Source organism: Saccharibacillus sacchari DSM 19268, from assembly GCF_000585395.1.
Taxonomy (GTDB): domain Bacteria; phylum Bacillota; class Bacilli; order Paenibacillales; family Paenibacillaceae; genus Saccharibacillus; species Saccharibacillus sacchari.
This window is the reverse complement of the sequence record NZ_KK073875.1, coordinates 5,989,360-6,013,962: the sequence shown is the minus strand read 5'-3', so window position 1 is coordinate 6,013,962 and position 24,603 is coordinate 5,989,360. Positions and strand designations below refer to the sequence as shown.

General features: G+C 53.0%; 17 protein-coding genes and 11 tRNA genes. 26 read left to right on the top strand and 2 right to left on the bottom strand.

Annotated features, from left to right (window positions below; translation table 11 throughout):
- Positions 1-101 precede the first annotated feature (101 nt).
- The 18 genes from SACSAC_RS26255 to glmS all read left to right on the top strand — a co-directional run bounded on the left by SACSAC_RS26255 (position 102) and on the right by glmS (position 12,728).
- Positions 102-177 (top strand) — tRNA-Asn (locus SACSAC_RS26255).
- Positions 178-180: 3 nt separating this feature from the next.
- Positions 181-253: transfer RNA gene (locus tag SACSAC_RS26250), tRNA-Thr, on the top strand.
- Between the two features lie 36 nt (positions 254-289).
- Positions 290-361: transfer RNA gene (locus SACSAC_RS26245), tRNA-Glu, on the top strand.
- A gap of 9 nt (positions 362-370) precedes the next feature.
- Positions 371-446 (top strand) — tRNA-Val (locus tag SACSAC_RS26240).
- 14 nt (positions 447-460) lie between these two features.
- Positions 461-535: transfer RNA gene (locus SACSAC_RS26235), tRNA-Gln, on the top strand.
- 7 nt (positions 536-542) lie between these two features.
- Positions 543-618 (top strand) — tRNA-Lys (locus SACSAC_RS26230).
- A gap of 19 nt (positions 619-637) precedes the next feature.
- Positions 638-722: transfer RNA gene (locus SACSAC_RS26225), tRNA-Leu, on the top strand.
- An 8-nt stretch (positions 723-730) separates the two neighbouring features.
- Positions 731-805: transfer RNA gene (locus SACSAC_RS26220), tRNA-Gly, on the top strand.
- Between the two features lie 7 nt (positions 806-812).
- A tRNA-Arg gene (locus tag SACSAC_RS26215) sits at positions 813-889 on the top strand.
- A 17-nt stretch (positions 890-906) separates the two neighbouring features.
- Positions 907-980, top strand: a tRNA-Pro gene (locus SACSAC_RS26210).
- 8 nt (positions 981-988) lie between these two features.
- Positions 989-1,062: transfer RNA gene (locus SACSAC_RS26205), tRNA-Gly, on the top strand.
- A gap of 291 nt (positions 1,063-1,353) precedes the next feature.
- Positions 1,354-4,149, top strand: coding sequence for a phosphoenolpyruvate carboxylase (ppc, locus tag SACSAC_RS26200; RefSeq protein ID WP_037291508.1), 2,796 nt, complete (start codon positions 1,354-1,356; stop codon positions 4,147-4,149).
- 514 nt (positions 4,150-4,663) lie between these two features.
- Positions 4,664-5,236, top strand: a complete 573-nt coding sequence (gene sigW, locus SACSAC_RS26195; protein WP_037291506.1) for an RNA polymerase sigma factor SigW — start codon at positions 4,664-4,666, stop codon at positions 5,234-5,236.
- A gap of 201 nt (positions 5,237-5,437) precedes the next feature.
- Positions 5,438-6,058: a zf-HC2 domain-containing protein gene (locus SACSAC_RS26190; protein WP_037291504.1), complete on the top strand. Its 621-nt coding sequence runs from the start codon at positions 5,438-5,440 to the stop codon at positions 6,056-6,058.
- A gap of 355 nt (positions 6,059-6,413) precedes the next feature.
- Positions 6,414-7,247 carry a diadenylate cyclase CdaA gene (cdaA, locus tag SACSAC_RS26185; protein WP_037291502.1) on the top strand — a complete coding sequence of 278 codons (834 nt, stop codon included), beginning with the start codon at positions 6,414-6,416 and terminating at the stop codon, positions 7,245-7,247.
- Entirely contained in the window at positions 7,240-8,823 is a 1,584-nt protein-coding gene (locus tag SACSAC_RS26180; protein ID WP_051507432.1) for a CdaR family protein, read from the top strand. The genes cdaA and SACSAC_RS26180 overlap by 8 nt, the downstream gene beginning before the upstream one ends.
- A 143-nt stretch (positions 8,824-8,966) precedes the next feature.
- Entirely contained in the window at positions 8,967-10,307 is a 1,341-nt protein-coding gene (gene glmM / locus SACSAC_RS26175; RefSeq protein ID WP_037291499.1) for a phosphoglucosamine mutase, read from the top strand.
- A gap of 588 nt (positions 10,308-10,895) precedes the next feature.
- On the top strand, positions 10,896-12,728 hold the full coding sequence (gene glmS / locus SACSAC_RS26165) for a glutamine--fructose-6-phosphate transaminase (isomerizing) (RefSeq protein WP_037291495.1): 1,833 nt from the start codon (positions 10,896-10,898) through the stop codon (positions 12,726-12,728).
- 146 nt (positions 12,729-12,874) lie between these two features.
- Here the strand turns inward: glmS and SACSAC_RS26160 are convergent, their stop codons facing one another.
- Positions 12,875-13,291: a MerR family transcriptional regulator gene (locus SACSAC_RS26160; RefSeq protein ID WP_037291493.1), complete on the bottom strand. Its 417-nt coding sequence runs from the start codon at positions 13,289-13,291 to the stop codon at positions 12,875-12,877.
- Positions 13,292-13,455: 164 nt separating this feature from the next.
- Here SACSAC_RS26160 and SACSAC_RS26155 point away from each other — a divergent pair, with 164 nt between their 5' ends.
- A complete protein-coding gene (locus SACSAC_RS26155; RefSeq protein WP_037291491.1) occupies positions 13,456-14,496 on the top strand; it encodes an NAD(P)-dependent alcohol dehydrogenase in 1,041 nt (346 codons plus the stop codon).
- A 99-nt stretch (positions 14,497-14,595) separates the two neighbouring features.
- On the opposite strand, the gene SACSAC_RS26150 is transcribed toward SACSAC_RS26155, so the two are convergent.
- Positions 14,596-15,456 carry a helix-turn-helix domain-containing protein gene (locus SACSAC_RS26150; protein WP_037291489.1) on the bottom strand — a complete coding sequence of 287 codons (861 nt, stop codon included), beginning with the start codon at positions 15,454-15,456 and terminating at the stop codon, positions 14,596-14,598.
- A 225-nt stretch (positions 15,457-15,681) separates the two neighbouring features.
- Here SACSAC_RS26150 and SACSAC_RS26145 point away from each other — a divergent pair, with 225 nt between their 5' ends.
- The 7 genes from SACSAC_RS26145 (at position 15,682) to mmuP (ending at position 24,597) form a co-directional block, all read left to right on the top strand.
- Positions 15,682-17,364, top strand: a complete 1,683-nt coding sequence (locus tag SACSAC_RS26145) for an ABC transporter substrate-binding protein (protein WP_051507431.1) — start codon at positions 15,682-15,684, stop codon at positions 17,362-17,364.
- A 23-nt stretch (positions 17,365-17,387) separates the two neighbouring features.
- Positions 17,388-18,908 carry a glycoside hydrolase family 43 protein gene (locus SACSAC_RS26140; protein WP_037291488.1) on the top strand — a complete coding sequence of 507 codons (1,521 nt, stop codon included), beginning with the start codon at positions 17,388-17,390 and terminating at the stop codon, positions 18,906-18,908.
- A gap of 161 nt (positions 18,909-19,069) precedes the next feature.
- Positions 19,070-20,161, top strand: a complete 1,092-nt coding sequence (locus tag SACSAC_RS26135) for an SGNH/GDSL hydrolase family protein (RefSeq protein ID WP_051507430.1) — start codon at positions 19,070-19,072, stop codon at positions 20,159-20,161.
- Between the two features lie 114 nt (positions 20,162-20,275).
- On the top strand, positions 20,276-20,743 hold the full coding sequence (locus SACSAC_RS26130) for a 2-thiouracil desulfurase family protein (RefSeq protein WP_037291486.1): 468 nt from the start codon (positions 20,276-20,278) through the stop codon (positions 20,741-20,743).
- A gap of 21 nt (positions 20,744-20,764) precedes the next feature.
- Positions 20,765-21,511: a type I methionyl aminopeptidase gene (map, locus tag SACSAC_RS26125; RefSeq protein ID WP_037291484.1), complete on the top strand. Its 747-nt coding sequence runs from the start codon at positions 20,765-20,767 to the stop codon at positions 21,509-21,511.
- A gap of 9 nt (positions 21,512-21,520) precedes the next feature.
- On the top strand, positions 21,521-22,501 hold the full coding sequence (locus tag SACSAC_RS26120; protein WP_037291483.1) for an alpha/beta hydrolase: 981 nt from the start codon (positions 21,521-21,523) through the stop codon (positions 22,499-22,501).
- A gap of 701 nt (positions 22,502-23,202) precedes the next feature.
- Positions 23,203-24,597 carry an S-methylmethionine permease gene (gene mmuP, locus SACSAC_RS26115; protein WP_037291482.1) on the top strand — a complete coding sequence of 465 codons (1,395 nt, stop codon included), beginning with the start codon at positions 23,203-23,205 and terminating at the stop codon, positions 24,595-24,597.
- Positions 24,598-24,603: the final 6 nt, after the last annotated feature.

The following is a 24,603-nucleotide window of genomic DNA, read 5'->3' as shown; positions in this document are numbered from 1 at the left end:
ACCGTTAAGCCCTCTAACGCCGATGGTACTTGGACCGCAGGGTCCCGGGAGAGTAGGAAGCTGCCAAGCCGTTCGCGGTTCCTTATGGAGCCGCATGATATTCCCTGATAGCTCAGTTGGTAGAGCACTCGACTGTTAATCGAGTTGTCACAGGTTCGAGTCCTGTTCGGGGAGCCATTTGCTCTCATAGCTCAGTAGGTAGAGTGCATCCATGGTAAGGATGAGGTCACCGGTTCGAGCCCGGTTGAGAGCTTGCCAAAGCGCAAGCAGCAACACAAGCAGTAAGCATGGCCCGTTGGTCAAGGGGTTAAGACACCTCCCTTTCACGGAGGTAACAGGGGTTCGAATCCCCTACGGGTCATTATCGTACGGAGGCTTAGCTCAGCTGGGAGAGCATCTGCCTTACAAGCAGAGGGTCGGGGGTTCGATCCCCTCAGCCTCCACCATATTTACTCTCTGTTGGGGGTTAGCCAAGCGGTAAGGCAACGGACTTTGACTCCGTCACGCATAGGTTCAAATCCTATACCCCCAGCCATTTATGAGAGCCATTAGCTCAGTTGGTAGAGCACCTGACTTTTAATCAGGGTGTCGAAGGTTCGAGTCCTTCATGGCTCACCATTTACACCATCGGTATTGTGCGCGTGTGGCGGAATTGGCAGACGCACTAGACTTAGGATCTAGCGTCTTACGACGTGGGGGTTCAAGTCCCTCCACGCGCACCACTTATTTTGCGGACGTGGCTCAGCGGTAGAGCATCGCCTTGCCAAGGCGAGGGTCGCGGGTTCGATTCCCGTCGTCCGCTCCATATTTTTGCGCCCTTAGCTCAGCTGGATAGAGCGTTTGACTACGAATCAAAAGGCCGGGAGTTCGAATCTCTCAGGGCGCGCCATTTTTACAAGTGAATAACGGGATGTAGCTCAGCTTGGTAGAGCACCTGGTTTGGGACCAGGGGGTCGCATGTTCAAATCGTGTCATCCCGATTGCTTTTGCGGGTGTAGTTCAATGGTAGAACTCCAGCCTTCCAAGCTGGTAGCGTGGGTTCGATTCCCATCACCCGCTCCATCTTTAAAAGCCGAGACCGGAAGCGGTCTTTTTTGTTATATACCCCAGCGTTCGTAAGAGCGCTATTTTCTTATATCTCTTGACTTTGGCTCTGCGCAGTTTTAAAGCGGGAATTCTGTATTTATACATAACGTTTTTCTGCTTTCATTTCATAGATTTTAGAGACATTGCACAAAAATACCCGGTCGCTTTTTCACTATAAAGTGAAGATTTATCAAATGAATTGTTGTATGATGTGATGAAGATGTCATATCAGCAAGCATGCAATGCAGACAAGATAGGAGGAGTAACATGACTGAACTGACGGTAACCGCAAACAAAGGCAGTTCCAACAACCTGCTCAGACGCGATGTGCGGTTCCTGGGGAATATTCTTGGAGAAGTGCTCGTTCATCACAGCGGACAGGAACTCCTGGACAAGGTCGAGAAGATTCGCGAACTAAGCAAGTCGCTTCGCGCGATCTATCTGCCGGACCTGCACGAAGAGTTCAAGCGGGAAATCTATTCGCTCGATCCGGAGATTCGACATCAGGTCATTCGGGCTTTCGCCATTTATTTTCAACTCGTTAATATTGCGGAACAGAACCATAGAATTCGCAGAAAACGTGACTATGAACGATCTGCCGGTGAAGCCGCGCAACCGGGTTCGATCGAAACCTCGGTTCAGCAACTGAAAGAACAAAACTTCTCCTATGAAGACGTACAGAATTTCCTGCAAAATCTGTCGCTTGAACTGGTTATGACAGCGCATCCGACAGAAGCGGTTCGCAGAGTTATTTTGGACATTCACAAGCGTATTGCGGCAGACGTGATGCAACTCGACGATCCGTCATTGACCTTCCGGGAACGCGAACAGCTGCGCGAAAAGCTGCTTAACGAAGTTATTACCCTGTGGCAAACCGACGAACTTCGCGATCGCAAACCGACCGTGCTTGACGAAGTGCGCAACGGCATGTACTACTTCCATGAAACGCTATTCCATGTGTTGCCTGACGTATACGGCGAATTGGAACGATGTCTCGATAAATATTATCCGGGACACGACTGGCATGTGCCGAACTATCTGCGTTTTGGTTCGTGGATCGGCGGAGACCGCGACGGTAATCCTTCGGTAACTGCAAGCGTGACTTGGCAGACCTTGCAAATGCAGCGCAAACTCGCGATTCGGGAATACCATGCAATCCTCGTCGAACTCATTCGCGTACTCAGCTTCAGCAGCAGCATCGTCAACGTGACGGATGAACTGTTGGAATCGATCGAACATGACCGCGAGAACGTAGCGGTCGATCCCAAGTCTTACTGGCATAACGACAATGAGCCTTACCGCGTAAAACTCACTTATATGATGCGTAAACTCGACAACGTACTTGATGACGAGAAAAAAGGTTGTCCTGACCGTTACGCGCAACCGTCCGAACTGATCGAAGACCTTCAAATCATCGACCGCAGCTTGCGCTATCATCATGCCGATTACGTAGCGGACAGCTCGATCAAGAAACTGGTTCGCCAGGTCGAATTGTTCGGATTCCATACGGCTACTCTGGATATCCGCCAGCATAGTCAGGAACACGAGAAAGCGATGACCGAGATCCTGAACAGCATGAACATCGTTTCCGATTACTCGCAGTTGTCCGAAGATGAGAAAGTTGAACTGTTGGTGCGTCTGTTGGAAGATCCGAGACCGCTTACGACTCCTTATCAGACATACAGCGACGGTACGGAAGAGTGCCTTCAGGTCTACCGCACCGTATTCGAAGCACAGAACGAATTCGGCAAAAACTGCATCAGCAGTTACCTCATTAGTATGGCTGAAGCATCCAGTGATATTTTGGAGGTTATGGTCTTCGCCAAAGAAGTCGGACTTTTCCGCAAGCATTCGGATGGAACCGTAGTCAGCACGCTGCAAGCTGTACCGTTGTTCGAGACGATCGACGACCTTCAAGCAGCCAGCGGCATTATGAAGCGCCTGTTCGATATTCCGATCTACCGTGAAGCGGTTACCGCGATGAATGACCAACAGGAGATTATGCTGGGTTATTCCGACAGCAGCAAAGACGGGGGAACGGTTGCAGCAAACTGGGAACTCCGCGTAGCGTTGAACGAGATTACGGCTATGGCCTCTTCTTACGACGTGAAGCTTAAGTTCTTCCATGGTCGCGGCGGTTCGCTTGGCCGTGGCGGCATGCCGCTTAACCGGAGCATCTTGGCTCAACCTCCGCATACTGTAGGAGCGGGCATCAAGATTACGGAGCAGGGTGAAGTGCTGTCCTCCCGTTACTCGCTTAAAGGTATTGCGTATCGAAGCCTTGAACAAGCGACTTCAGCATTGCTGACTTCGGCAGTTGCGGCAACCGATACTTCTTATATGGAAGAAGAAAGCCAATGGGAAGATATCGCAAGAGGGATTTCCGAAGCTTCGCTGGAAAAATATCAGGATCTCATTTTCCGCGATCCGGACTTCTTGTCCTTCTTCAAAGGAGCAACGCCGCTGTCTGAGATTGGCGAGTTGAATATCGGTTCCCGTCCTTCCAAGCGGAAGAACAGCGACCGTTTCGAAGACTTGCGCGCGATTCCGTGGGTATTTGCCTGGACGCAAGGTCGCTATCTGGTTCCGGCTTGGTATGCGGCAGGAACAGGTATCCAGAGCTTCTATCAAGGCAAACCGGAAAATCTCGAAACGTTGAAAAAAATGTATGCAAGCTTCCCGTTCTTTACTTCTTTGGTTGATTCGCTTCAAATGGCGGTCGCCAAAGCCGATCTGGTTATTGCGAAGGAATATGCTTCCATGTACGGAGACGACGAAAGTCGTACCCGAATCTTCGGCTTGATCGAAGAAGAATTCCGTCTGACGAAGCAGCTGATCCTCGATATTACCGGTCAGCAAGAAATTTTGGATAATGTACCGGTTATCCAGGAATCGATCAGACTCCGCAACCCGTACGTCGATCCGCTTAGCTATCTGCAAGTCCAGCTGCTGACGGAACTGCGCGAATTGCGCGATACGGCAGAACCGGAAGATCAGGAACTGATTCGCGAAGTTCTGCTTACGATTAACGGCATTGCTGCAGGACTTCGAAATACGGGTTGATAAAAATAACAAAACCAATTCTTCTACCAGCCGCGTCTTTTCACTAGGCCGTGTACGCAAACTCAACGACGTGCATCTTGACCTGTCTTTTCGCCCTCTTCGGCGTCATTTTCTTTTGACGTGCCGCGGCACGCCTTCAGGAAAATTCCTTGCCGAGAACGAAAATCCAGCTCAATCTGCTCCCGGCGGAGTTTGCGTACACGCCCTAGGAAAGACGCGGCTTTTCTTTGTATAAACCTAATCATGACTTCTTTTTCAGTTTCTTAACTTTTGTAAGGGGTTGGAAGAAGTTACAGCAGCAGTGTTGCTTTTTAACGCCGCATGAATTACGATTTGAACATACGCATAAAGCGGTCGATTTATGGCACAACCGCAGGCAGCAGTGAGCTTGACGGGGATGGACATGATCAAATCGGCCGGATGTAATGCTTGCCTTCAGTTGTTTAGGGAACCCCGGAAGAGAAGCGGCAGGGGCTTCAGGTTCCCGATTCAGCGGGCTTAGTCTGGGGGAGACATGGTGGACAATCTGGAAACGAGATTGGTGAAACTTGCGCTCAAAGGTGACCAGAGGGCGTTCGCCGAAATCGTTGATCTCTATAAGGATCGAATTTTTCATCTCGCGTATCGAATGCTAAGCAATCGACACGAGGCGGAGGATGTCGTTCAGGAGACGTTTTTGCGCGTCTACCGGAATTTGGATCGTTATGATCCTGGACAGAAATTTTCGACCTGGATTTATCGGATCGGAACGAACTTGAGCATCGACCGTCTAAGAAAAAGAAAACCTACATACTCACTCGACGCGGAAATCGGCGATCAGGACGGCGCCGACGGTTACGCGCTTATACCCGGTGATAATCGTACGCCGGAAACGGAATACATGATTTCCGAGACGCGCACGACGATTCATGAAGCAATTGACGGATTGCCTCCGAAGTATAAGACCGTCATGATTTTGCGTTATTTGCAGGAGTTGTCGTTGCAAGAGATCAGCGACGTGCTCGATATGCCGGTAACGACGATTAAGACGCGCGTGCACCGCGGTCGTGAATTTTTGCGAAAAAAGCTGGAATCGCAGCAACACTAAGCGATTTCGGTTTTTTTGTGGAAAACTTTTCGAGAGTAAAACTCAAATTTTACGAAACATTGAACGTCGCTTAATAAAATCAAAATTTAATTCGATTTTATGGTTACCCATTGAAACTATCATCGGCATGCGGCGTATTAAGAAGGGCATGATAAGGCCAACAACAGATTTTACCGAGTTTTTACGAAAGGATTGGCTCATATGGAATGCAAACAAGCCGTCTCGCTCATGCACGATTACCTGGATGGAGATCTGCTTTCGGAGCAGGCAAACGAATTAAAAAGTCACCTGGAAGCCTGTCCGGATTGCCGAGCTGCTTTTCGACGTCTCGAAGAGACGGAGATGATGTTGTTCGCGGCAAACCGCAAGTCCGAGTCCGTAGCGGTATCCGAAGATATGACCGATCGCATCATGAGTTTTCTTCCTCAGCCCAAAAAGCACAGTCCCGCATGGAGTTGGGTGCGTAGACACCCGGCATTGACGGCGGCGGCCGCTTTTATTCTTATTATGCTGGGCACGTCGATCGGATTTTGGAATGCGGATACTCAGCTTGTCGTCAGAGGCAGTGATCTGAATCGCGTCCAAGTGGAGGGGAATACCGTGATCGTTCCGGAAGGAACGATTGTCAGCGGAGACCTCACCGTAGAACGCGGAGAATTGAAGATCTACGGCGATGTAGAGGGGAATGTAACGGTCATCGACGGTTCGGCCTACCAGGCTTCGACGGCACATGTCGCGGGGCAGGTTAAGGATATCAACCAGGCTTTCGATTGGGTATGGTATAAGTTGAGCAATATTGTCTCGGAAGTTGCCTATCGCTAGCAAACCTGTCGAATGTTTCGATTCTCGTCTATATTGCAGTAGAAAGTACGGCGCTTTGCTTGGTACCATGACCGTATTGCATCTCTAGCTTGAAGCGGCGAAACCTTCTTAAAGCGTGAAGGTTTCGATTCGCATGCAAACTTCAGATCGAACGCGGTGAAAGTACTCGGGCAGCGCCTTTTTTTGCGTGCGCGGCAAGGCTCGGCTTGCAACGCAAGCACGAACGTTATAACCTATAGATATATAAATCCGAACTACAATCCGAACCGGCAGTCGGTTCCGAAGCTTGGTTGGCCGGCGGCCCTACATAGTAGCCAGCAGCCTGAGAGAGACGGAGATAACGGGGGCTTGGGTCATGATGGATTATTTTACAAACCTAACTTGGCAAGATACGATCAAGGATGTCGCGGATATCTTGATCGTTACTTATATTGTGTATCAATTGATTTTGCTTGTACGCGGAACTCGCGCCGTACAATTGTTGAAAGGCATCCTTGTGCTGGTTATCGTTTGGGCGATCAGCAGTTGGTTGGATCTGTATACGTTAAAGTGGCTGATGGACCGCATGTTTACTTTCGGGGTCGTCGCGATCTTTATCATTTTCCAGCCTGAGCTCCGCCGAGGACTTGAACAGCTGGGACGCGGGAAATTTGTAGGACGGAACAGCGCGGATGAAGAAGAAGTCGGACATATGATCGGCGAATTAATGAAGTCGATCAACTATTTGTCCCGCCGCAAGATCGGTGCGCTTATCGTCTTTGAGCGAAATACCGGACTCAATGAGTATACGGAGTCCGGCATTCCGATGAGATCTGTCGTGACGTCAGAGCTTTTGATCAACATTTTCACGCCGAACACGCCTTTGCACGATGGAGCAGTCATTATACAGGATCGCACGTTGTCGGCGGCGGCCTGTTATCTGCCTCTGTCCGAAAATCCTTTTATCAGCAAAGAACTCGGGACCAGACACCGTGCAGCGATCGGGATCAGCGAAGTGGCGGATTCCGTGTCCGTGATCGTTTCGGAAGAGACGGGACAGGTTTCGCTTGCGCTTGACGGGAAAGTCGTACGGGATATCGGCGAAGAAGCGCTGGTCTCCAAGTTATATGAACTACTGAAACCGAATGCGTCCATTAAGGAAAAGAAGGGCTTGTTCTGGAGAAAGAAAGGGGACGAGCCGAATGGATAAGTGGCTGGCGAACAATACGGCTGCCAAAATTATCGCGTTAGCCGTAGCCTTGATTCTTTGGGCGATGGTTCATGTCGATACCGATGCGCCTACGATTACAAGAAGCAGCCAGGGAGACCATACGACCATTGCTAATCTATCCATCGAGCCTTACGGCTTGGATGCGGATAAATATGTACTGAAAACCGTGAGTCCGCAGCAGGTGAGCGTCAATGTGTCCGGACAGGCTTCTCAGCTTGCGTCCTTGGCGACCAGCAGCGAATATGAAGTGAAGATGGATTTAAGCAAGATTGAAGAACCGGGGCAGTATACCGTTTCTTTGCAAGTCGATACGCCGCCCGGCGTCGAGCTGTTGTCTATTCTGCCGTCGAAAGTGACCGTGACCGTCGAGGAGAAAGTGACGCAGGCCTTTGACGCGGTCGTGCTGACGACAGGCGTTCCGGCTGAAGGCTTTACGGAGCTTGATCCTGTTTTCGAAGACGGCAATGCCGTTCAGGTGACGCTTCCGGCCAGCGAGATGAAGCAGGTGCAGAAGATTCAGGGCGAGATTAGCGTAGAGGGGTCAAACGGGAACGTATCCGGTCGAATCAAGCTGGTCGCCTACTCGAACAACGGCGAAGTGCTTGACGATGCGGTGATCGAACCGGCATCGCTCAAGGTACAGATCCCGATCTCCTCCAACGTATCGTCAACCTCGAAGACTTTGCCTTTGAACGTGAGCTACAGCGGGAGTTTGCCTGACGGGCTCGTATTATCCGATGTTAAAGCAGGGGCTCAGGAAGTAACGGTATACGGCTCTGCGGGCGTATTGGAAAGCCTCAGCAGCTATCCGCCGATCACGCTTGATCTGGATCGCATAACGGCAGAAGGGGAAACGACGTACTCCGAGGCGCTGGCTGCACCGGAGGGCGCCGATCGCATCGTGCCTTCCTCAGTGAAATATACCTTGACGGTCGTGCCTTACGAACAGAAGACGATCGCCAACGTTCCTGTTACATTAACCGGCTTGGCAAGAGGCAACGAGGCGACGATTACAAATCCGGAGTCCGGCAGGATGGATGTCACGATTGTCGGAGCGTCCAGTCTTTTAGCGGGGGTGACGGCCAGTGACATTACGTTGACCGCCGACCTTGCCGGACTTAATGCGGGGACGCACAATGTACAACTTGACGTGGAGCTTCCGGATTACATTCGAACAAATGAGAATGCTCCGCCTTCCGTTACGGTTGAAATTACGGGAACCGCATCCGGTACGGAGAATCAGCCTCCAGTCGAGACGGATACGGAAAGTCCTGCCCCGGCTCCCGAAACGGACGGAAGCAGTGGCAACGCTAACGAGACGGATCCGGGAACGGAGCCTACCGATTCCGAGACCAATACCAACACCGATACGCCAAGCACCGAAGAACCGGCAACCGAACAGCCTGGGACAACGGAAGAAACACCCGCTACGCCGGACGAAGGAACAACGGATTCCGGCCAGACCGATCCGACCGAGAATGAAGGATCGGCCAATAGCGGAGAAACGACGCCGGAACAAGGCAACGATACCGGGGGAGATGCAGTTACGCCTTGAGCATCGCCCCTTGCGCTTAATCCTTGCATAATTATCATCATTCGAATACGAAGCACGAGTTGATTAAGCATGTTGTCTGAATTCCAAACAAGATGCCGGCTCCGGTGCGCGTGGTTTGAAATAAAAGGAGAACGAGAATCGATATGGGAAAGTATTTTGGAACTGACGGCGTCCGCGGGGTCGCCAACCAAGAATTGACGGCCGAGCTGGCTTATCAAGTAGGACGCTGCGGCGGTTATGTCCTGGCGGGCAAAGTGGAGAAGCCGACAGTCTTGATCGGTATGGATACGCGAGTTTCGGGTCTGATGCTGGAATCTGCGCTGATCGCCGGACTGCTGTCGATCGGTGCAAATGTCGTGCGTCTCGGCGTGGTATCGACTCCAGCGGTCGCTTATCTCACGCGTACGCTTAAAGCGGATGCAGGCGTCATGATCTCAGCGTCGCATAACCCGGTTCAAGATAACGGCATCAAGTACTTCGGCGGAGACGGCTTTAAACTGTCCGACGAGACTGAGCTTGAGATTGAAGCACTGATGGATGCCGAAGTGGATGAATTGCCGCGACCTGTAGGTGCAGGGCTAGGCACGGTCATCAATGATGATGCTTCCAAGTTTGCCTATCTGGACTACCTGAAGACTACGGTGTCTCGGTCGTTCAGCGGAATTAAAGTCGTTCTCGACTGCGCGCACGGTGCGGCTTACGAGCTGGCTCCGCATCTGTTCCGTGATCTGGGTGCGGAAGTCATCGCGATCGGTGCCGAGCCGAACGGTCTGAACATCAATGATCATGTCGGTTCCACCCATCCTGAAGCGCTGCGCGAAGAAGTATTGAAACATGGCGCGCATATCGGTCTGGCCTTCGACGGCGACGCTGATCGTCTGATTGCCATCGATGAAAAAGGCGAAGTGCTGGACGGCGACTATATCCTGTGCATTTGCGGCGACGCGCTCAACCGTGCGGGCAGGCTGAACGGAAGCACGATCGTAACGACGGTAATGAGCAACATCGGTTTTTACAAGGCAGCGGAAAAGCTGGGCTTGAACACGCTGAAAACGGCTGTCGGCGACCGCTACGTGATGGAAGAGATGCGCAAAGGGAACTTTAACCTGGGCGGCGAGCAATCGGGACATGTGATTTTCCTCGATTACAGCACTACCGGAGACGGCATGTTGACCGCGATTCAACTGGTAGATACTCTTGTTGAAGCAGGCAAGCCTCTTAGCGAGTTGAAGACGATGATGCGTCAGTATCCGCAGCTGCTCGTTAATGTACGCGTACAGGACAAGCGGAACTACGAGGGCAATCAAGCGATTCTGGCTGCCGTAGAAGCAGTTGAACAGGAGCTGGGCAGCGAAGGTCGCGTTCTGGTGCGTCCTTCCGGTACAGAGGCGCTGATTCGCGTTATGGCGGAAGGACCGGATAAGGATCAATTGGATCGCGTTGTCGGCCAGATTGCCGATGTTGTGCGCAGCGAGCTGGTTTAAGCCAAGCAACAAAGAAGGCCCGAGTTGTAAACCGACTTTCAATGTCATATAATGATGGGGTGCCCGCTTGCGTTCAGGCGGGCATCCTGTTATTTTTTGATGAATAAACGCCTTAGGGCATCACTTTGAACAGAACGAGGAGGAACGTGAGGTAAGATTCATAAGCGCCAGAGCTTAAGTGCCAGATCGGAACGCCGGAGGACGCAATCGCGTCTAACGGGTATGTGCAACTTAAGCTGACGAGGTGGAGGTGTTCGAAATATTCGGCGGGGACCTCCCGGTATTGCATCAAACCGTAAGCGAATTTCGGAAAACGGACAGGCGACTGGCCGCACAAACGGATTCGCGGATGCTCAATCATGAGGCTTTTCATGCGTAAACTGAAGACGCGAAAGCTTATGCGGCCGACAAGAGGCAGACGACGGCTCTGTTTCTCGGTACGTGGATTTTGAATCTTCAAATCATCCAACGGGAGAGTTCTGTCCTTTTACGAGGCGTTTCTTTCCGTGCTTCATAAGTTTTGGCTATTCACCGGACCGCTCGAAGCTTCAAGATTCAACCCAAAACATGAGCGGAGGATATTTAATTATGTGTGGAATCGTAGGATATATCGGACCAAGAAATACGCAGGACGTTTTGATCGAGGGTCTCTCGAAGTTGGAATACCGTGGCTATGACTCGGCGGGGATCGCTGTGTATACGGACGGAGGTCTTAAAGTCTCCAAAGCATTGGGACGTCTGGTCAACCTGGAAAACAAGCTGGAAAGTGCTCCGTTGGTCGGTTCGGTCGGCATTGGTCATACGCGTTGGGCGACGCACGGCAAGCCATCTGACGTGAACTCGCACCCGCACACGGACGCTACGCAGAAGTTCTCGGTCGTGCACAACGGCATCATCGAAAACTATCTGGAACTGAAAGACGAACTGATGGCAAGCGGCGTCGAGTTCGTTTCGGAAACCGATACGGAAGTCATTTCCCATCTGGTTGCTCGCGAGTATAACGGCGACATCGTGGAAGCCGTGCAAAAAGTGATCAAGCACCTGCGCGGCGCGTTCGCGCTGGGCGTACTTACCGAGTACGAACCGGATCGTATCGTAGCGGTACGTCATGCAAGCCCGCTGATCATCGGCATCGGCGAAAACGAAAACTTCATCGGTTCGGACATTCCGGCCATTCTGAAGTATACGCGCAACGTGTTCATCCTGAACGATGGCGAGATGGCGTTGTTGACTCGCGACAGCGTGAAGCTGATGACGATCGAAGGCAACGAAATTGCCCGGGAAATGACGTACATCGAATGGGATGCCATTACGGCGGAAAAAGGCGGCTACGAGCATTTCATGCACAAAGAAATTCACGAGCAGCCTAGAGCGTACCAAGATACGATGCGTGGACGCGTGGACGAGAGCGGCAAGAAAGTGGTTCTGCCGGACTTCCACATGACGGACGAGCAGATCAAAAACATCCGTAATGTACAGATCATTGCTTGCGGTACGGCGTACCATGCAGGTCTCGTTGGACGTACGGTTATCGAACGTCTCGTACGCATTCCGGTTGAAACGGATGTGGCTTCCGAATATCGTTACCGTTCCCCGATCGTAACGCCTGAGACGCTTGTGATCGTAGTTAGCCAATCGGGCGAAACAGCGGATACGCTGGCAGCTCTGCGCGAAGCCCAAGCGAACGGCGCTCACGTTCTGGCAATCACGAACGTGGTAGGCAGCTCGATCGCGCGTGACGCGAACGACGTCATCGCGACATTGGCCGGACCGGAAATCGCGGTAGCTTCGACAAAAGCGTATACATCGCAGCTGATCGCATTCTACCTGCTGGGTCTGTACTTCGCGCAGGTTCGCGGAACGCAAACCGAAGCTCAAGTCGCGGAAACGCTGGCGGCTATGCAGGCACTGCCGGAACAGGTTGAATCGATTCTGGCACGCGAACTGGAAGCTAAGGCTCATGCTGAAGAATTCTCTTCGCAAAAGCACCTGTTCTTCATCGGACGCGGTCTGGACTATGCAGCTGCTCAAGAAGGTTCGCTGAAGCTGAAAGAGATCTCGTACATTCACTCCGAAGCTTATGCGGCGGGCGAGTTGAAGCACGGCACGCTGGCGTTGATCGAAGACGGCGTACCGGTTATCGCGCTGGCGACCGAACAGGCGCTGATCGAGAAAACCGTCAGCAACATCAAGGAAGTCAAAGCTCGCGGCGGCGTTGTCCTGACGATCTGCTACGAAGAAGACGCGCAAGAATTGCTGAAATCGGTCGATTCCGTATTCACGATTCCGAAGACTCTGCCGCTGCTGACAGCTTCTTTGTCCGTAGTTGCGCTGCAACTGCTGTCGTACTACGCTTCCCTGGCTCTGGGCCTGGACGTAGACAAGCCGCGTAACTTGGCGAAGAGCGTAACCGTAGAGTAAGATCAATTGAAAAGTTTGGCGGCGGGTACCATAACCGGGCCGAACTTATAATGTACGAGTACCTTGTCGATGCAAAAGGGACTCGAGCAACAAAAAAGGATTGGCCCCATTACTGCGGGCCAATCCTTTTTTTCGTATACAAACAATTAGGCCGGAGAGGTTTGCTTGGCATGGGTGTGCTTGTGTACGGCTTCCGTACCTGCATCCAGCGCGGTCTGATAATACTCGCATTTATGCTCGATTACGCTCATGGTGTTCAATAGTTCCTGCATCTGAGCTTGAACGACCGCTTTGCGTTCTTGGAACATGTCGTATCGCTGCTGCAAGCTATTGTCGCCGTCCGAACACCAGTCGATAAACGTTTTGATCTCTTTGATCGGCATCCCCGTCTTCTTGAGGCACTCGATGATTTTCAAAGCTTCCAGGTCGGATTCTTTAAAAGAACGGATGCCGCCGGAGGTTCGTTCGATTCGAGGAAGCAAACCTTCTTTATCGTAATAGCGCAGCGTGTAAGGCGTCAGATTCAAGGCTTTGGCCGCTTCGCCGATTGAGTATGTCTTCATTGCCATTCTCCTCTTCCCGGTATGGTGAATGCGATTTTACCATCGGACCGGCCGGATGTCAAAGACGCCGAAAACTCTAACCCCCCCTTGACTTAGAGTTAACTGTAAGGCGTAGGATGAACAGGTGAGCAATTATACATCAACTATTCTTGGAGGTACTTACTATGTCGACAGCTCAAGCGAAAGTAGTCTATGGAGCGGATCAATCGTTCCAATCTGCCGAGATTCAACGCCGGGAACTTCAGCCGCATGACGTACTGATCGAGATCAAATATGCGGGCATCTGCCACTCCGATATTCACAGCGCACGCGGCGAGTGGGGACCTGTGCAATATCCATTCGTACCCGGCCATGAAATCGCAGGCATCATTGCGGCAGTCGGTTCGGCTGTAACCAAGCACAATATCGGAGATCGCGTAGGCGTGGGTTGCATGGTCGATTCGTGCGGCAAATGCGTACACTGCCATGATGGGGAAGAGCAATACTGCCTGGAAGGCATGACGGGAACTTACGGGTCGGTTGACCGCTACGGTCAATATACGCAAGGCGGTTATTCCAGCCATATCGTCGTAACGGAAGAGTTCGTCGTGAAAATTCCGGACAATATCGCTTTGGATGCGGCAGCTCCGCTGCTGTGCGCAGGGATTACCACGTATTCCCCGCTGCGCCACTGGGGAGCGGCGCCGGGTAAAAAGATTGCGGTCGTCGGCTTGGGCGGTCTCGGCCATATGGCAGTCAAATTCGCGCATGCGATGGGTTCGGAAGTGACCGTGTTGTCGCAATCGTTGAAGAAAAAAGAAGACGGATTGAAGCTCGGAGCGAGTGCTTACTACGCGACAAGCGATCCGGAAACATTCAAACAACTGGCCGGAACGTTCGACCTGATTATCAACACGGTCAGCGCACAGATCGACATGAATGCGTATCTGTCGCTGTTGGCCGTAGACGGTACGCTGGTGAACGTCGGCGCTCCTGCGGAGCCGCTGCCGGTTCAAGTCTTCTCGTTGATCGGCAAACGCCGTTCGTTCGCAGGCTCGTCGATCGGCGGCATTCGCGAAACGCAGGAAATGCTCGACTTCTGCGCCGAGCATAACATCACGCCGGAGATCGAAGTGATCTCGGCGGATCGCATCGACGAAGCTTGGGAGCGCGTGATGAAGTCCGACGTGAAATATCGCTTCGTGATCGATATCGCGACGCTGTAACAATCAGTCGATACAAAAAGTAAACAAAAGACATCAAACAGACCTTATGCATCTGAGCAGGGTCTGTTTTTTGAACCTTTTTCCTAGATGCATCGTCTTTTACTGCTGTTGTCTGTAAACCTTCGGCGACATTCCGTAAGCTTTCGTGAACTGCCGCGTAAAATAGTTGCTGTCATTGAACCCGCACTCGTACGAGATTTGCGTTACGGGAAGATCGCTGTGCTTCAATAACATGCGCGAACGTTCCAGCCGCAGGCTTTGCAGATAGGCGACAGGTGTCGTCTGATAATAAGCTTTGAACATCCGGTTCAAATGCCGTACCGACACGCCGGAGCGTACCGCGATCTGTTCCAGGGACAAGGCTTCCAGATAATGGTCCTCCATATACGAGACGGCATTGGCGAGATGCGACAGCGAATCGGGAGCCTCGCGGCTTTGGGTTTCGTAATGACGGCATAGATAGACGACCAGTTCCATAAAACGCGCGATCAGCATCGTTTGCCGGCCTTGCTGTTTGCTCTCGTATTCATTGACCATGGTCGATACCAGCGCAGCCGCATGTTCGACTCCGGCGATAGGGAGGCTCAATTTGTCCGATTGCGCTCGCCTATCCGAATAAAGCGGTTGCAGAACGAATAAAGCCTGAAAGCCGTTAGAAGTCCGCAAGTCCGGTCCGATCGCTTCGAGCATTTCGGGGCGATACATAATATTGCAGATTTTAAAATCATGCGGTTCCCTGTAGCCATGCTCGGTCGTCCCGTTAATGACGAACGTATTGCCTTTTTTAATAAAAGATTCCTCGTTGTTGACGATATGCTTGGCATTCCCGCTCAGCACGATGACCAATTCCGAGAAATCGACATGCCGATGCAGATCGGTGTCTTCGTCATGCCCGCCGTATTGAATAAAAAAAGGGAAGGTCTTATCCGTCGTAAACCATCCCAGATACGCATTGCTCATCTTGAATCCTCCAAACTCCGTTCCGTGCCCGGCCGAATGTCTATATCATGCTAGTTCAAGGCCGGAAAATCAAGGCTGCCCCTATGTTTCTTCCGTAAAATTCGAAGGGAAGACGACATGAAGTTCTGCTTTCATAAAAGAAAATGCAAACGTATTCAAGATGAGAGCAAGCGGACTTGAATGAACGAGACTTCGATCCAATCATAGACATAGGGGGATACAGGGATGAACACACGCAAGTTTGCGGCGATGGGTACAACGGCGGCTCTGACAATGGGACTGCTTGCCGGATGCGGAGGTTCGAGCGACAAGAACGTTACGCCGACTGTCGAAGGCGACGGGACGGCGCCGATCAGCTTCAGCTTTTTCAGCGCGGACCCGAACTCGAACTGGAACAATATGCAGGATGCGGTGGGCAAAAAAATCACGGAAGACACGGGGGTTACGCTGAACGCGGAATTCGCGGTAGCCGATCCGTCGCAGAAGCTGTCCCTGATCGTGGCAAGCGGCGAATATCCGGAGCTGCTCAGCGCGAAAGGCGACGTGGACAAATTCGTCGAGGCAGGCGCTATGCTGGACCTGACCGAATTAATCGACAAGCATGCACCGAATATCAAAAAAGTATACGGCGACCAGATCAAGCGCCTGCGTTACAGCAATGAGGACCAATCGATCTACGTCATTCCGACATATTCGGCTGTAGGCACCAAAAATCTCGTGGCAGGCGGCGGTTTTGAGCTTCAGCATAAAGCCGTGAAAGAAGCCGGGTACCCGGAAATCAAAACTTTGCAAGATTACGAGGACGTCATTCAAGCGTATATCGACAAAAATCCGACAGACGCCGACGGCAACCCGAACATCGGCATGACGCTGAACGCGGATGACTGGCATATGTCGATAACCGTCACCAACCCGGCAGCGGAAGTGACGGGAAAGTCGGGCGACGGCGAATATTATATCGATCCCGAGACGTATGAGGCGACGTATCACTTCCGTACGGACGGCGAGAAAGAATACTTCAAATGGTTGAATCATATGTACGACATCGGCCTGCTGGACAAAGATACGTTCGTGCAAAAAAACGACCAGTATCTCGCCAAAATCGCTTCCGGTCGCGTGATCGGGATGATCGATGCGGACTGGGGCTATGCGGAAGCGGAGAACTCTTTGAAAAGCGCGGGCAAATACGAAGATACGTACGGTCACTATTCGGTTACGCTATCCGATGAATACAAGGATAACCGCATGCAGTCCACAGGCTTCATGTCCGGTTGGGGCGTAGGCATCACGACGTCGGCCAAAGATCCGGTGCGCGCGATTAAATTCCTCGACTATCTGGCTTCCGAAGAGGCACAGATCATGAATAATTGGGGCATCGAGGGCGAACACTATAACGTCGAAGATGGAAAAAGAGTCGTACCCGCAGATGTTCAGGACCGCATCACGAACGATAACGCGGCCTTCAGCCGGGAGTCCGGTATCGGTTTCTACTCGCTGATGAGCGCTCGCTACGGCGACGGGGTCGAAGATTCCACAGGCAACTATTACACGAAGAACTCTCCGGAAATGATCGCTTCCAACTATACCGAAGTGGATAAAGAGACGCTTGCAGCGTACAACGCGACTACATGGATGGACTTGTTCCCGAACGAAGACGAATTCCCGGTGAAGCCGTGGGGGGCCGCTTGGAACATCGCGGTTCCGAGCAGCGATAAAGTCACCTTGCTGTCGAGCCGCGTCAAAGACATTACGTGGAAACGAATCCCGGAAATCGTCGTTTCCGATCCGGCTGATTTCGACCGTCTATGGGAAGCTTACCAGCAGGAATTATTGGATAACGGCGTCGAAGAAATGGAAGAGGGATTTACGGGATACGTGCAAGACCTCGTAAAGCTCTGGAACGATTAACTTTGGAATAGGAGCGATCAATAATGAAGTACGCGAACCCCGTCATTTCCGGGTTTCATCCCGATCCGAGCATATGCCGGGTAGAAGACGATTATTATCTGGTCACGAGCACGTTCGAGTATTTTCCGGGCGTGCCCGTGTTTCACAGCAAGGATCTGGTGAATTGGCGCCGGATCGGACACTGCCTGACTAGAGAAAGCCAACTCCCGCTGCACCAAGCCGGCAGCTCGGCGGGCATTTATGCGCCGACGATCCGGCACCATGACGGCTGGTTCTACATGGTGACGACCAATGTCAGCGGAGTAGGCAACTTTTACGTGCGCAGCCGTAAGGCCGAAGGACCGTGGTCGGAGCCGATCAGCGTGGCGCAAGGCGGAATCGATCCTTCGCTGCTGTTCGACGATGACGGAAAAGTCTACTTCCAATCCGTTCAAAACGGGCCTCAAGGCGAAGGGATTTACCAATGCGTGATCCGTATCGAAACCGGTGAAATGCTGACGGAAAGCCGTTTGATCTGGCAGGGAACCGGAGGCAACAATCCCGAGGCTCCGCACTTGTACAAGATCAAAGGTCAATATTACTTGATGATTGCCGAAGGGGGAACCGAGCTTGGGCACATGGAGACGATTGCCCGAAGCGAAAACCCTTTCGGTCCGTTCGAGGTATGTCCGCACAATCCGATTCTGACGCATCGCAGCACCGATCTGCCGATTCAGGCAGCCGGACATGCGGATCTTGTCGAGACGCAGGACGGAAGCTGGTGGGCCGTGCTGTTGGGCATTCGTCCGCCGACGTATCCGAGAAGGCATCATTTGGGACGGGAGACCTTCCTGGCTCCCGTGACTTGGACGGAGGACGGTTGGCCGATCATCGGAGACGAAGGGCGGGTCCGCGAGCATATGGATGCTCCTTCGCTTGCGCCGCATCCATGGCCGATTCCGACGGTACGCGATGATTTCGATGCGGCGGAACTGAACGGCGAATGGATTTTCCTGCGCAATCCTGCACCGGGCAGTTGGTCGCTTGAAGAACGTCCCGGAGCTCTGGCGCTGCGAGGCAGCGAAGCGACGCTGGACGAGATCGCTTCTCCGGCCTTCGTCGGTCGCAGATTGTCCCATTTCGATTGCCGTTTGGCGACGCGGCTTGATTTTGAACCCGGCAGCGCGGCAGAAGAAGCCGGAATCACATTGTTCATGAACGGCAAGCATCATTACGATCTGGCCGTCACGCAGCGCGAAGGCCGCAAAGTCTTGATCCTTCGACGGACGGTAGGATCGATGCGCACCGAGCAAGTTTTCGACTGCAGGGTCGGTCCCGTCGAGCTGCGCGTGCGTGCGGAAAGTCAACGATTCGTATTCTTCTTCCGCGAAGCAAACGGCTCGGAGATCGAAGCCGGCTGGGGCGAAACGCATTTCCTGTCGACCGAGATTGCGGGCGGATTCACGGGCGTCATCGCCGCGATGTACGCCGTATCCGGCCGGGACGCTGAACAAGCGACTTCCGCATTTTTCGATTGGTTCGACTACGAGCCGTTGAACGCTTAAGCTCCGCCGTTTTTGAAGTCCGCCTTTGTACCGTCACTGTTTACTTGGATCGGCCTGCCGGAAAACGGCGGGCCGTTTTTTTTATAAATGCCTGCTGGATTCCCTATCGAAAGACGATATAATCAAAGCGATCTTTCTTTTACAAAAAAGGAGCGAACCGATTGAAAATCCGCAAACCCTTCGATCTGCGTACATCACTTCCGCGCACGCGCGTCTTGTTGGTTTTCTTGTTGTTGACGGCGACGGTCATTCTTGCTGCGCCTTCGATCCATCGCGTGAATGCGGATATGGCAGCCGTCGGCCCGGACGATCCTTATATCCATTACGTCGGCAGATGGGATACCTCCGCGCCGGATACGTATCGGGGATATTGGGCGGGAACGTCGTTCACGACGGCTTTTACCGGGGGCAGCGTACGATTAAGATTGGGTGATGCTGCGCCGCCTGCCGGTTCCGATCTGTACGCATCCGTGGACGGCGGGCCTTTTCATTTGTATAAAAATGCCTCGGGTATCGTGAATCTGACTCCCGAACGTTTGATACCCGGCGAGCATACGTTGACCGTGGTCACGCGAAATATAAGGGACGTCGCCGTGTTCAAAGGGTTGTTGCTGGACGAAGGCGCCCAAACGATTCCTCCGCCGGAACGCCGGCGCTCGATTGAGTTCGTGGGCGATTCGATCACGGTCGGTTACAAAACGCCGAACGTGTCGATCGAATCGTATGCTTGGCTGACCGGAGAACGGCTGAACGCCGATCATACGCAGATTGCCTATACCGGGATTTGCCTTGTAGACGGCGTGTCCTGCAACGGACTTCCGCCATCGGGGATGAGCGAGCAGTATTTCAAGTTGCAGCCGCTCGACTATGCAGGCTCGCCGGACTGGCAGATGGATCAGGAAGCACCGGATGCCGTCGTCATCAATTTGGGAACGAACGATGCCCGTGCGGAGATCGACGGGGGGACGTTCCGGGATGCTTATGCGCGTTTTCTGGAACGACTTCGGCAAGCCTACCCGGATACGGAATTGGTCGTTTTGCTGCCTTTGAACGGATATATGAACGAGGAGAGCCGGGCAGCGGCCGAGAATCGGCATTCGGCGGGCGATACGAAGCTGCATGTGATCGCAACGGACGGGTGGTTATCCGAGCGGGACGGCGACTATACCGATACGCTGCATCCTTCCGCGCAGGGTAACGCGAAGATGGCGAGTCGGCTTGCAGAAGAATTGCGGGAGACTTTGGGTTGGTAATAGGTTGGGAAAAAGACGACTTTGGGAGAATTCCCGAAGTCTTTTTTGCGAGCGGGGAAGAAAAGATGCGGCGTGCAGTGGTATAATAGCGGATAACGGCAAGGGAGGGAACCTATGATATTGGTCAGTTCCTGCCTGGCGGGATTTGCTGTCCGCTATAACGGCACGGACAGCTTGGAAGACAATGTTCGCACGCTGTTGGAACGCGGGGAAGCGATCGCTGTTTGTCCCGAACTGATGGGCGGATTCGTCACGCCGCGCGAGCCGGCCGAGATTGTCGGCGGCAACGGAGACGATGTGTTGGACGGCTTTGCCCGAGTGATCGAGCGCTCCGGCGCCGACGTGACCGAGTTGTATCTGCGAGGTGCGCAGTTGACGCTCGAACAAGCGCGCGAAACCGGGGCGGATACGGTCATTTTGAAGGAAAACAGTCCATCGTGCGGGAGCCTGGCGATTTACAACGGGGACTTTGCAGGCATTAAAGTGGACGGACGCGGCGTAACCTCAGCGCTGCTGCGCCGACATGGCATACGGGTCTTATCCGAGAACAATTACCGGGAAGCTTTGAAACTTACTATTTAACCGACAAAAAGGAGAACAAGCATGATAGCGAAAACAGAACAAGAAATCGAAGGCTTGAAAAAAATCGGACGAATCGTGGCCTTGATCCGCGATGATTTGAAAGAAATGGCGAAACCAGGCGTACGCACGATCGATCTGGATCTGCGCGCGGCTGAGCTTTTCAAAGAACACGGCGCGGTATCGGCTCCCAAGTCGACGTACGACTTCCCTGGCTATACTTGCATCAGCGTGAATGAAGAAGTGGCGCACGGCATTCCGAGCGAACGCGTCATTCAAGAAGGCGATCTCGTAAATGTGGACGTATCTGCTTCCTGCGACGGTTATTTTGCGGATACGGGCGTATCGTTCGTTGTCGGAAAAGGCGATCCGCGTCTGATCGAGCTGTGCGAAGCGGCTGTCGAAGCCTTCGAAGCGGGCGCAGCCAAGATCAAAGCCGGATCGAAGCGCAACAACGCGGGCAAAGCGGCTTACAACGTCGCGCGCCGTCATGGCTTTAATATCATCGAGACGCTGACGGGACATGGAATCGGCACGGCGCTGCACGACGAGCCGGAGTACATTTTGAGCTATTACGATCCGACCGATACCGACCTTTGGAAAGAAGGCTCCGTGATCGCGTTCGAACCATTTGTATCCACCAATGCGCGCGAGGTGGTGGAAGACGCGAACGACGGTTGGACCCTTCGAGCGGACGACGGAAGCCTGGTTGCCCAATATGAGCATACGATGATTATTACCAAAGGCGCGCCGATCATCCTGACCAAATAGGAGTTCGATATGACAAACATGACGGCAACCCGGCTGTTCAACGAAGCGTTGGAACGGCGGGAGAAATTGGGCGTGGAACAGGCTTTGAGCTTCGTGCAAGAGCATGGAGATCCGAATGATGCACGGCAGATGAACCTGCTCTACGCGCTTACCGCTGCGGCAGGACGGGCAGACGAGGCGTTTGCGCTGCTGAGCGAAGCCGTGACGGAAAAGGGCTTCTGGTACCCGGCCGAGTATTTGCTGGAGGACGAGGATCTGGAATCGCTGCGCGGGCGCGAAGGCTTTGCCGAGCTTGCGGATCTGTGCGGCAAGCGCGAGGAAGCGGCGTTGGCGAATGCGGCTCCGGGGCTTACGGTGCTAGAGCAAAGCAAGGATGCGTCTGGAGTAGCGGCAGGACAGCCTGAGACAGCGACGTCTGTGCGTCCGACGTTGCTTGTGCTGCACGGTGACCAGGAAAACGAACGGGATACCGAGGCGTTTTGGAAATCTGCGCAGGAGTTGGGCTGGAATGTGGGCTTGATTCGTTCGTCGCAGATTCGGTTCTCGGATGCGTACGGTTGGGACGACATCGATCTGGGTGCGGCCGAACTGCGGGAGCATCTGGAGACGTTACGCGGAATTGCGGGGGAAGAAGCGTTTATCGTGTTAGGCGCTTTTTCGACCGGAGCCGAAGTAGCGCTGAATGCCGTGCTGCACGATGAATTTCCGGCGGACGGCTTGATCTTTGTATCGTCGTGGTTGGACGATGCAGCTGAATGGGCAGAGGCACTGGATCGACTGGAAGAACGGAAGCCGCGCAGTTTATGGATTGCTGGCGCAGAAGATGACGAAGGACGCGAGTCGTCTAGAGTTTTGACGCAGGCTTTGCAGGAACGTGGACGGAAAGCTCGATTGAAAGTCGTCGAAGACCTTGGACACGATTATCCCGACGATTTTTCGATTCGTTTGGCTGAAGGTCTGAACTGGATTGCGCAAGATAGCGGAAAGTGAAAGTAGATATCGTGTAGGGAGGACTGACCCATAGTGGTGAGTCCTCTTTTCTGTACATGTTGAGATCAAGGCTTGAAAAAGCGCGAACCTCAAGCTCCCATGAAATCCCCGGGAGGTTCGCACCCCGCGCGGAATAAAGGATTGCAGGGTTTCGCTTGTCTTTTTGTCTAGGGCGTGTACGCAAACTTAACGACGTGCATCTTTAGCCGACTTTTCGCCCTCCACTGCGTCAGTATCCCTTGACGTGCCTCGGCACGCCTTCGGAATACTTCCTTGTTGAGAACGAAAATTCGTCTAAATCTGCTTCCTTCGAAGTTTGCGTACACGCCCTAGTTTTGGTTAGGCTAATTTCGAGGTTCGCACTTTTGAGCATCCAAAGCCGTACGGGGCAAGGAGCTAGAAGAGGTGCAGTCACTCTCCGTGCGAGAGTATGGATTGAAACGTATCGGGAGGCCCAGCAGAAGACACACAGTAATGGTCACTCTCCGAGCGCTTCCGGAAATCACCAGATTCCAAAACTTCCTCAGCTTCGCTAAACTGCCGATTCAATGCGGTGAAGGAATACACAGAAAATCGTTGACACGTGATGGGAGTCCCGGTATATTGGGTTGAAAATCGTTGGACCCGGCAGGAATGTGTTTCCGAGGCGTCTTGAGTGCGAAGGCGTCTTTTTGCGTGCGGACCGGAAGTGGGGAAGTTGGATGGAGCAGGAGAACAGCGGTGATTTTCAGCGTAAAATGCAGGTCCGGCACGTCGTCATGTTGTCGCTCGGCGGCGTGATCGGTACAGGATTGTTTCTGAGTTCGGGGTATACGATTCAGCAGGCGGGGCCGATCGGCGCGATTCTTTCGTATCTGGTCGGAGCGGTCGCCGTGTATCTGGTCATGTTGTGTTTGGGCGAGCTTTCTGTGCAGATGCCGGAAACGGGAGCTTTTCACAGTTACGCTGCCAAATATCTCGGTCCGGCCACCGGTTACACGGTTGCTTGGCTGTACTGGCTCACGTGGACGGTAGCGCTCGGCTCCGAATTTACGGCAGCGGGACTGTTGATGCAGCGTTGGTTCCCGGAAGTCAATGTCTGGATTTGGAGCGCGTTGTTCGCGGCTTTGATTTTCGTTTTGAATGCGAGCAGCGTACGCTTTTTTGCGGAATCAGAATTTTGGTTCTCGTTGGTCAAAGTGCTGACAATCGTCGCGTTTATCGTGATTGGGGCCGCAGCCGTATTCGGTATCGTCCCGATGCAAGGACATGAGTCGGCACCGTTATTCTCGAATTTGACTGTAGACGGTTGGTTCCCGAACGGCGCAGGCGCGATTCTCATGACGATGCTGGCGGTGAACTTTGCTTTTTCCGGCACGGAGCTAATCGGAATCGCCGCGGGTGAAACGGTCGATCCGGCGCGCACGATTCCGAAAGCGATCAAAACTACGCTGCTGCGTCTGGTGCTGTTTTTCATCGGGACGATTGTCATTCTGTCAGCACTCCTGCCTATGAATGATGCGGGTGTGCTGGAAAGTCCGTTCGTTGCCGTCCTTGACCGCGTAGGCATTCCTTATGCGGCGGACGTGATGAACTTCGTTATTTTGACGGCGATTCTGTCGGCAGCCAACTCCGGCCTTTACGCGTCTTCGCGCATGTTGTGGTCGCTGGCGGACAAAGGCACGATCCCGCGCTCATTGTCCGCAATCAACAGACGCGGCGTTCCGATGAATGCGTTGACTCTCAGCATGGCAGGCGGCGCATTAGCGTTGCTATCGAGCATCGTGGCGCCGGGAACCGTCTATATTGCGCTGGTGTCGATCTCGGGACTTGCCGTCGTTGTCGTATGGATGAGCATCAGTTTGTCGCAGCTGATGTTCCGACGCGCTTACGTCAAAGCCGGAAATTCCGTTAACGATCTCGGTTTCCGTACACCGTGGTATCCGTTTGTGCCGATCGCTTCGTTCTTGTTGTGTTTGTTATCTTGCATCGGGATCGCGTTCGATCCGACGCAGCGTATCGCTTTATACTGCGGAATTCCGTTTATCGCGGTTTGTTATATTACGTATTATGCGACAGCCCGGAAACGGGCGGGGAAGGGAGACATGCAAGCATGAATTCGA

Excerpts from the sequence above, each read along its gene's own strand:
- SACSAC_RS26190 (WP_037291504.1), top strand. The coding sequence starts at position 5,438 with ATGGAATGCAAACAAGCCGTCTCGCTCATGCACGATTACCTGGATGGA.
- map (WP_037291484.1), top strand. The coding sequence starts at position 20,765 with ATGATAGCGAAAACAGAACAAGAAATCGAAGGCTTGAAAAAAATCGGA.
- SACSAC_RS26160 (WP_037291493.1), bottom strand. The coding sequence starts at position 13,291 with ATGAAGACATACTCAATCGGCGAAGCGGCCAAAGCCTTGAATCTGACG.
- SACSAC_RS26180 (WP_051507432.1), top strand. The coding sequence starts at position 7,240 with ATGGATAAGTGGCTGGCGAACAATACGGCTGCCAAAATTATCGCGTTA.
- SACSAC_RS26120 (WP_037291483.1), top strand. The coding sequence starts at position 21,521 with ATGACAAACATGACGGCAACCCGGCTGTTCAACGAAGCGTTGGAACGG.
- glmM (WP_037291499.1), top strand. The coding sequence starts at position 8,967 with ATGGGAAAGTATTTTGGAACTGACGGCGTCCGCGGGGTCGCCAACCAA.
- SACSAC_RS26155 (WP_037291491.1), top strand. The coding sequence starts at position 13,456 with ATGTCGACAGCTCAAGCGAAAGTAGTCTATGGAGCGGATCAATCGTTC.
- glmS (WP_037291495.1), top strand. The coding sequence starts at position 10,896 with ATGTGTGGAATCGTAGGATATATCGGACCAAGAAATACGCAGGACGTT.
- sigW (WP_037291506.1), top strand. The coding sequence starts at position 4,664 with ATGGTGGACAATCTGGAAACGAGATTGGTGAAACTTGCGCTCAAAGGT.
- cdaA (WP_037291502.1), top strand. The coding sequence starts at position 6,414 with ATGATGGATTATTTTACAAACCTAACTTGGCAAGATACGATCAAGGAT.
- mmuP (WP_037291482.1), top strand. The coding sequence starts at position 23,203 with ATGGAGCAGGAGAACAGCGGTGATTTTCAGCGTAAAATGCAGGTCCGG.
- SACSAC_RS26140 (WP_037291488.1), top strand. The coding sequence starts at position 17,388 with ATGAAGTACGCGAACCCCGTCATTTCCGGGTTTCATCCCGATCCGAGC.
- SACSAC_RS26150 (WP_037291489.1), bottom strand. The coding sequence starts at position 15,456 with ATGAGCAATGCGTATCTGGGATGGTTTACGACGGATAAGACCTTCCCT.
- ppc (WP_037291508.1), top strand. The coding sequence starts at position 1,354 with ATGACTGAACTGACGGTAACCGCAAACAAAGGCAGTTCCAACAACCTG.
- SACSAC_RS26130 (WP_037291486.1), top strand. The coding sequence starts at position 20,276 with ATGATATTGGTCAGTTCCTGCCTGGCGGGATTTGCTGTCCGCTATAAC.
- SACSAC_RS26145 (WP_051507431.1), top strand. The coding sequence starts at position 15,682 with ATGAACACACGCAAGTTTGCGGCGATGGGTACAACGGCGGCTCTGACA.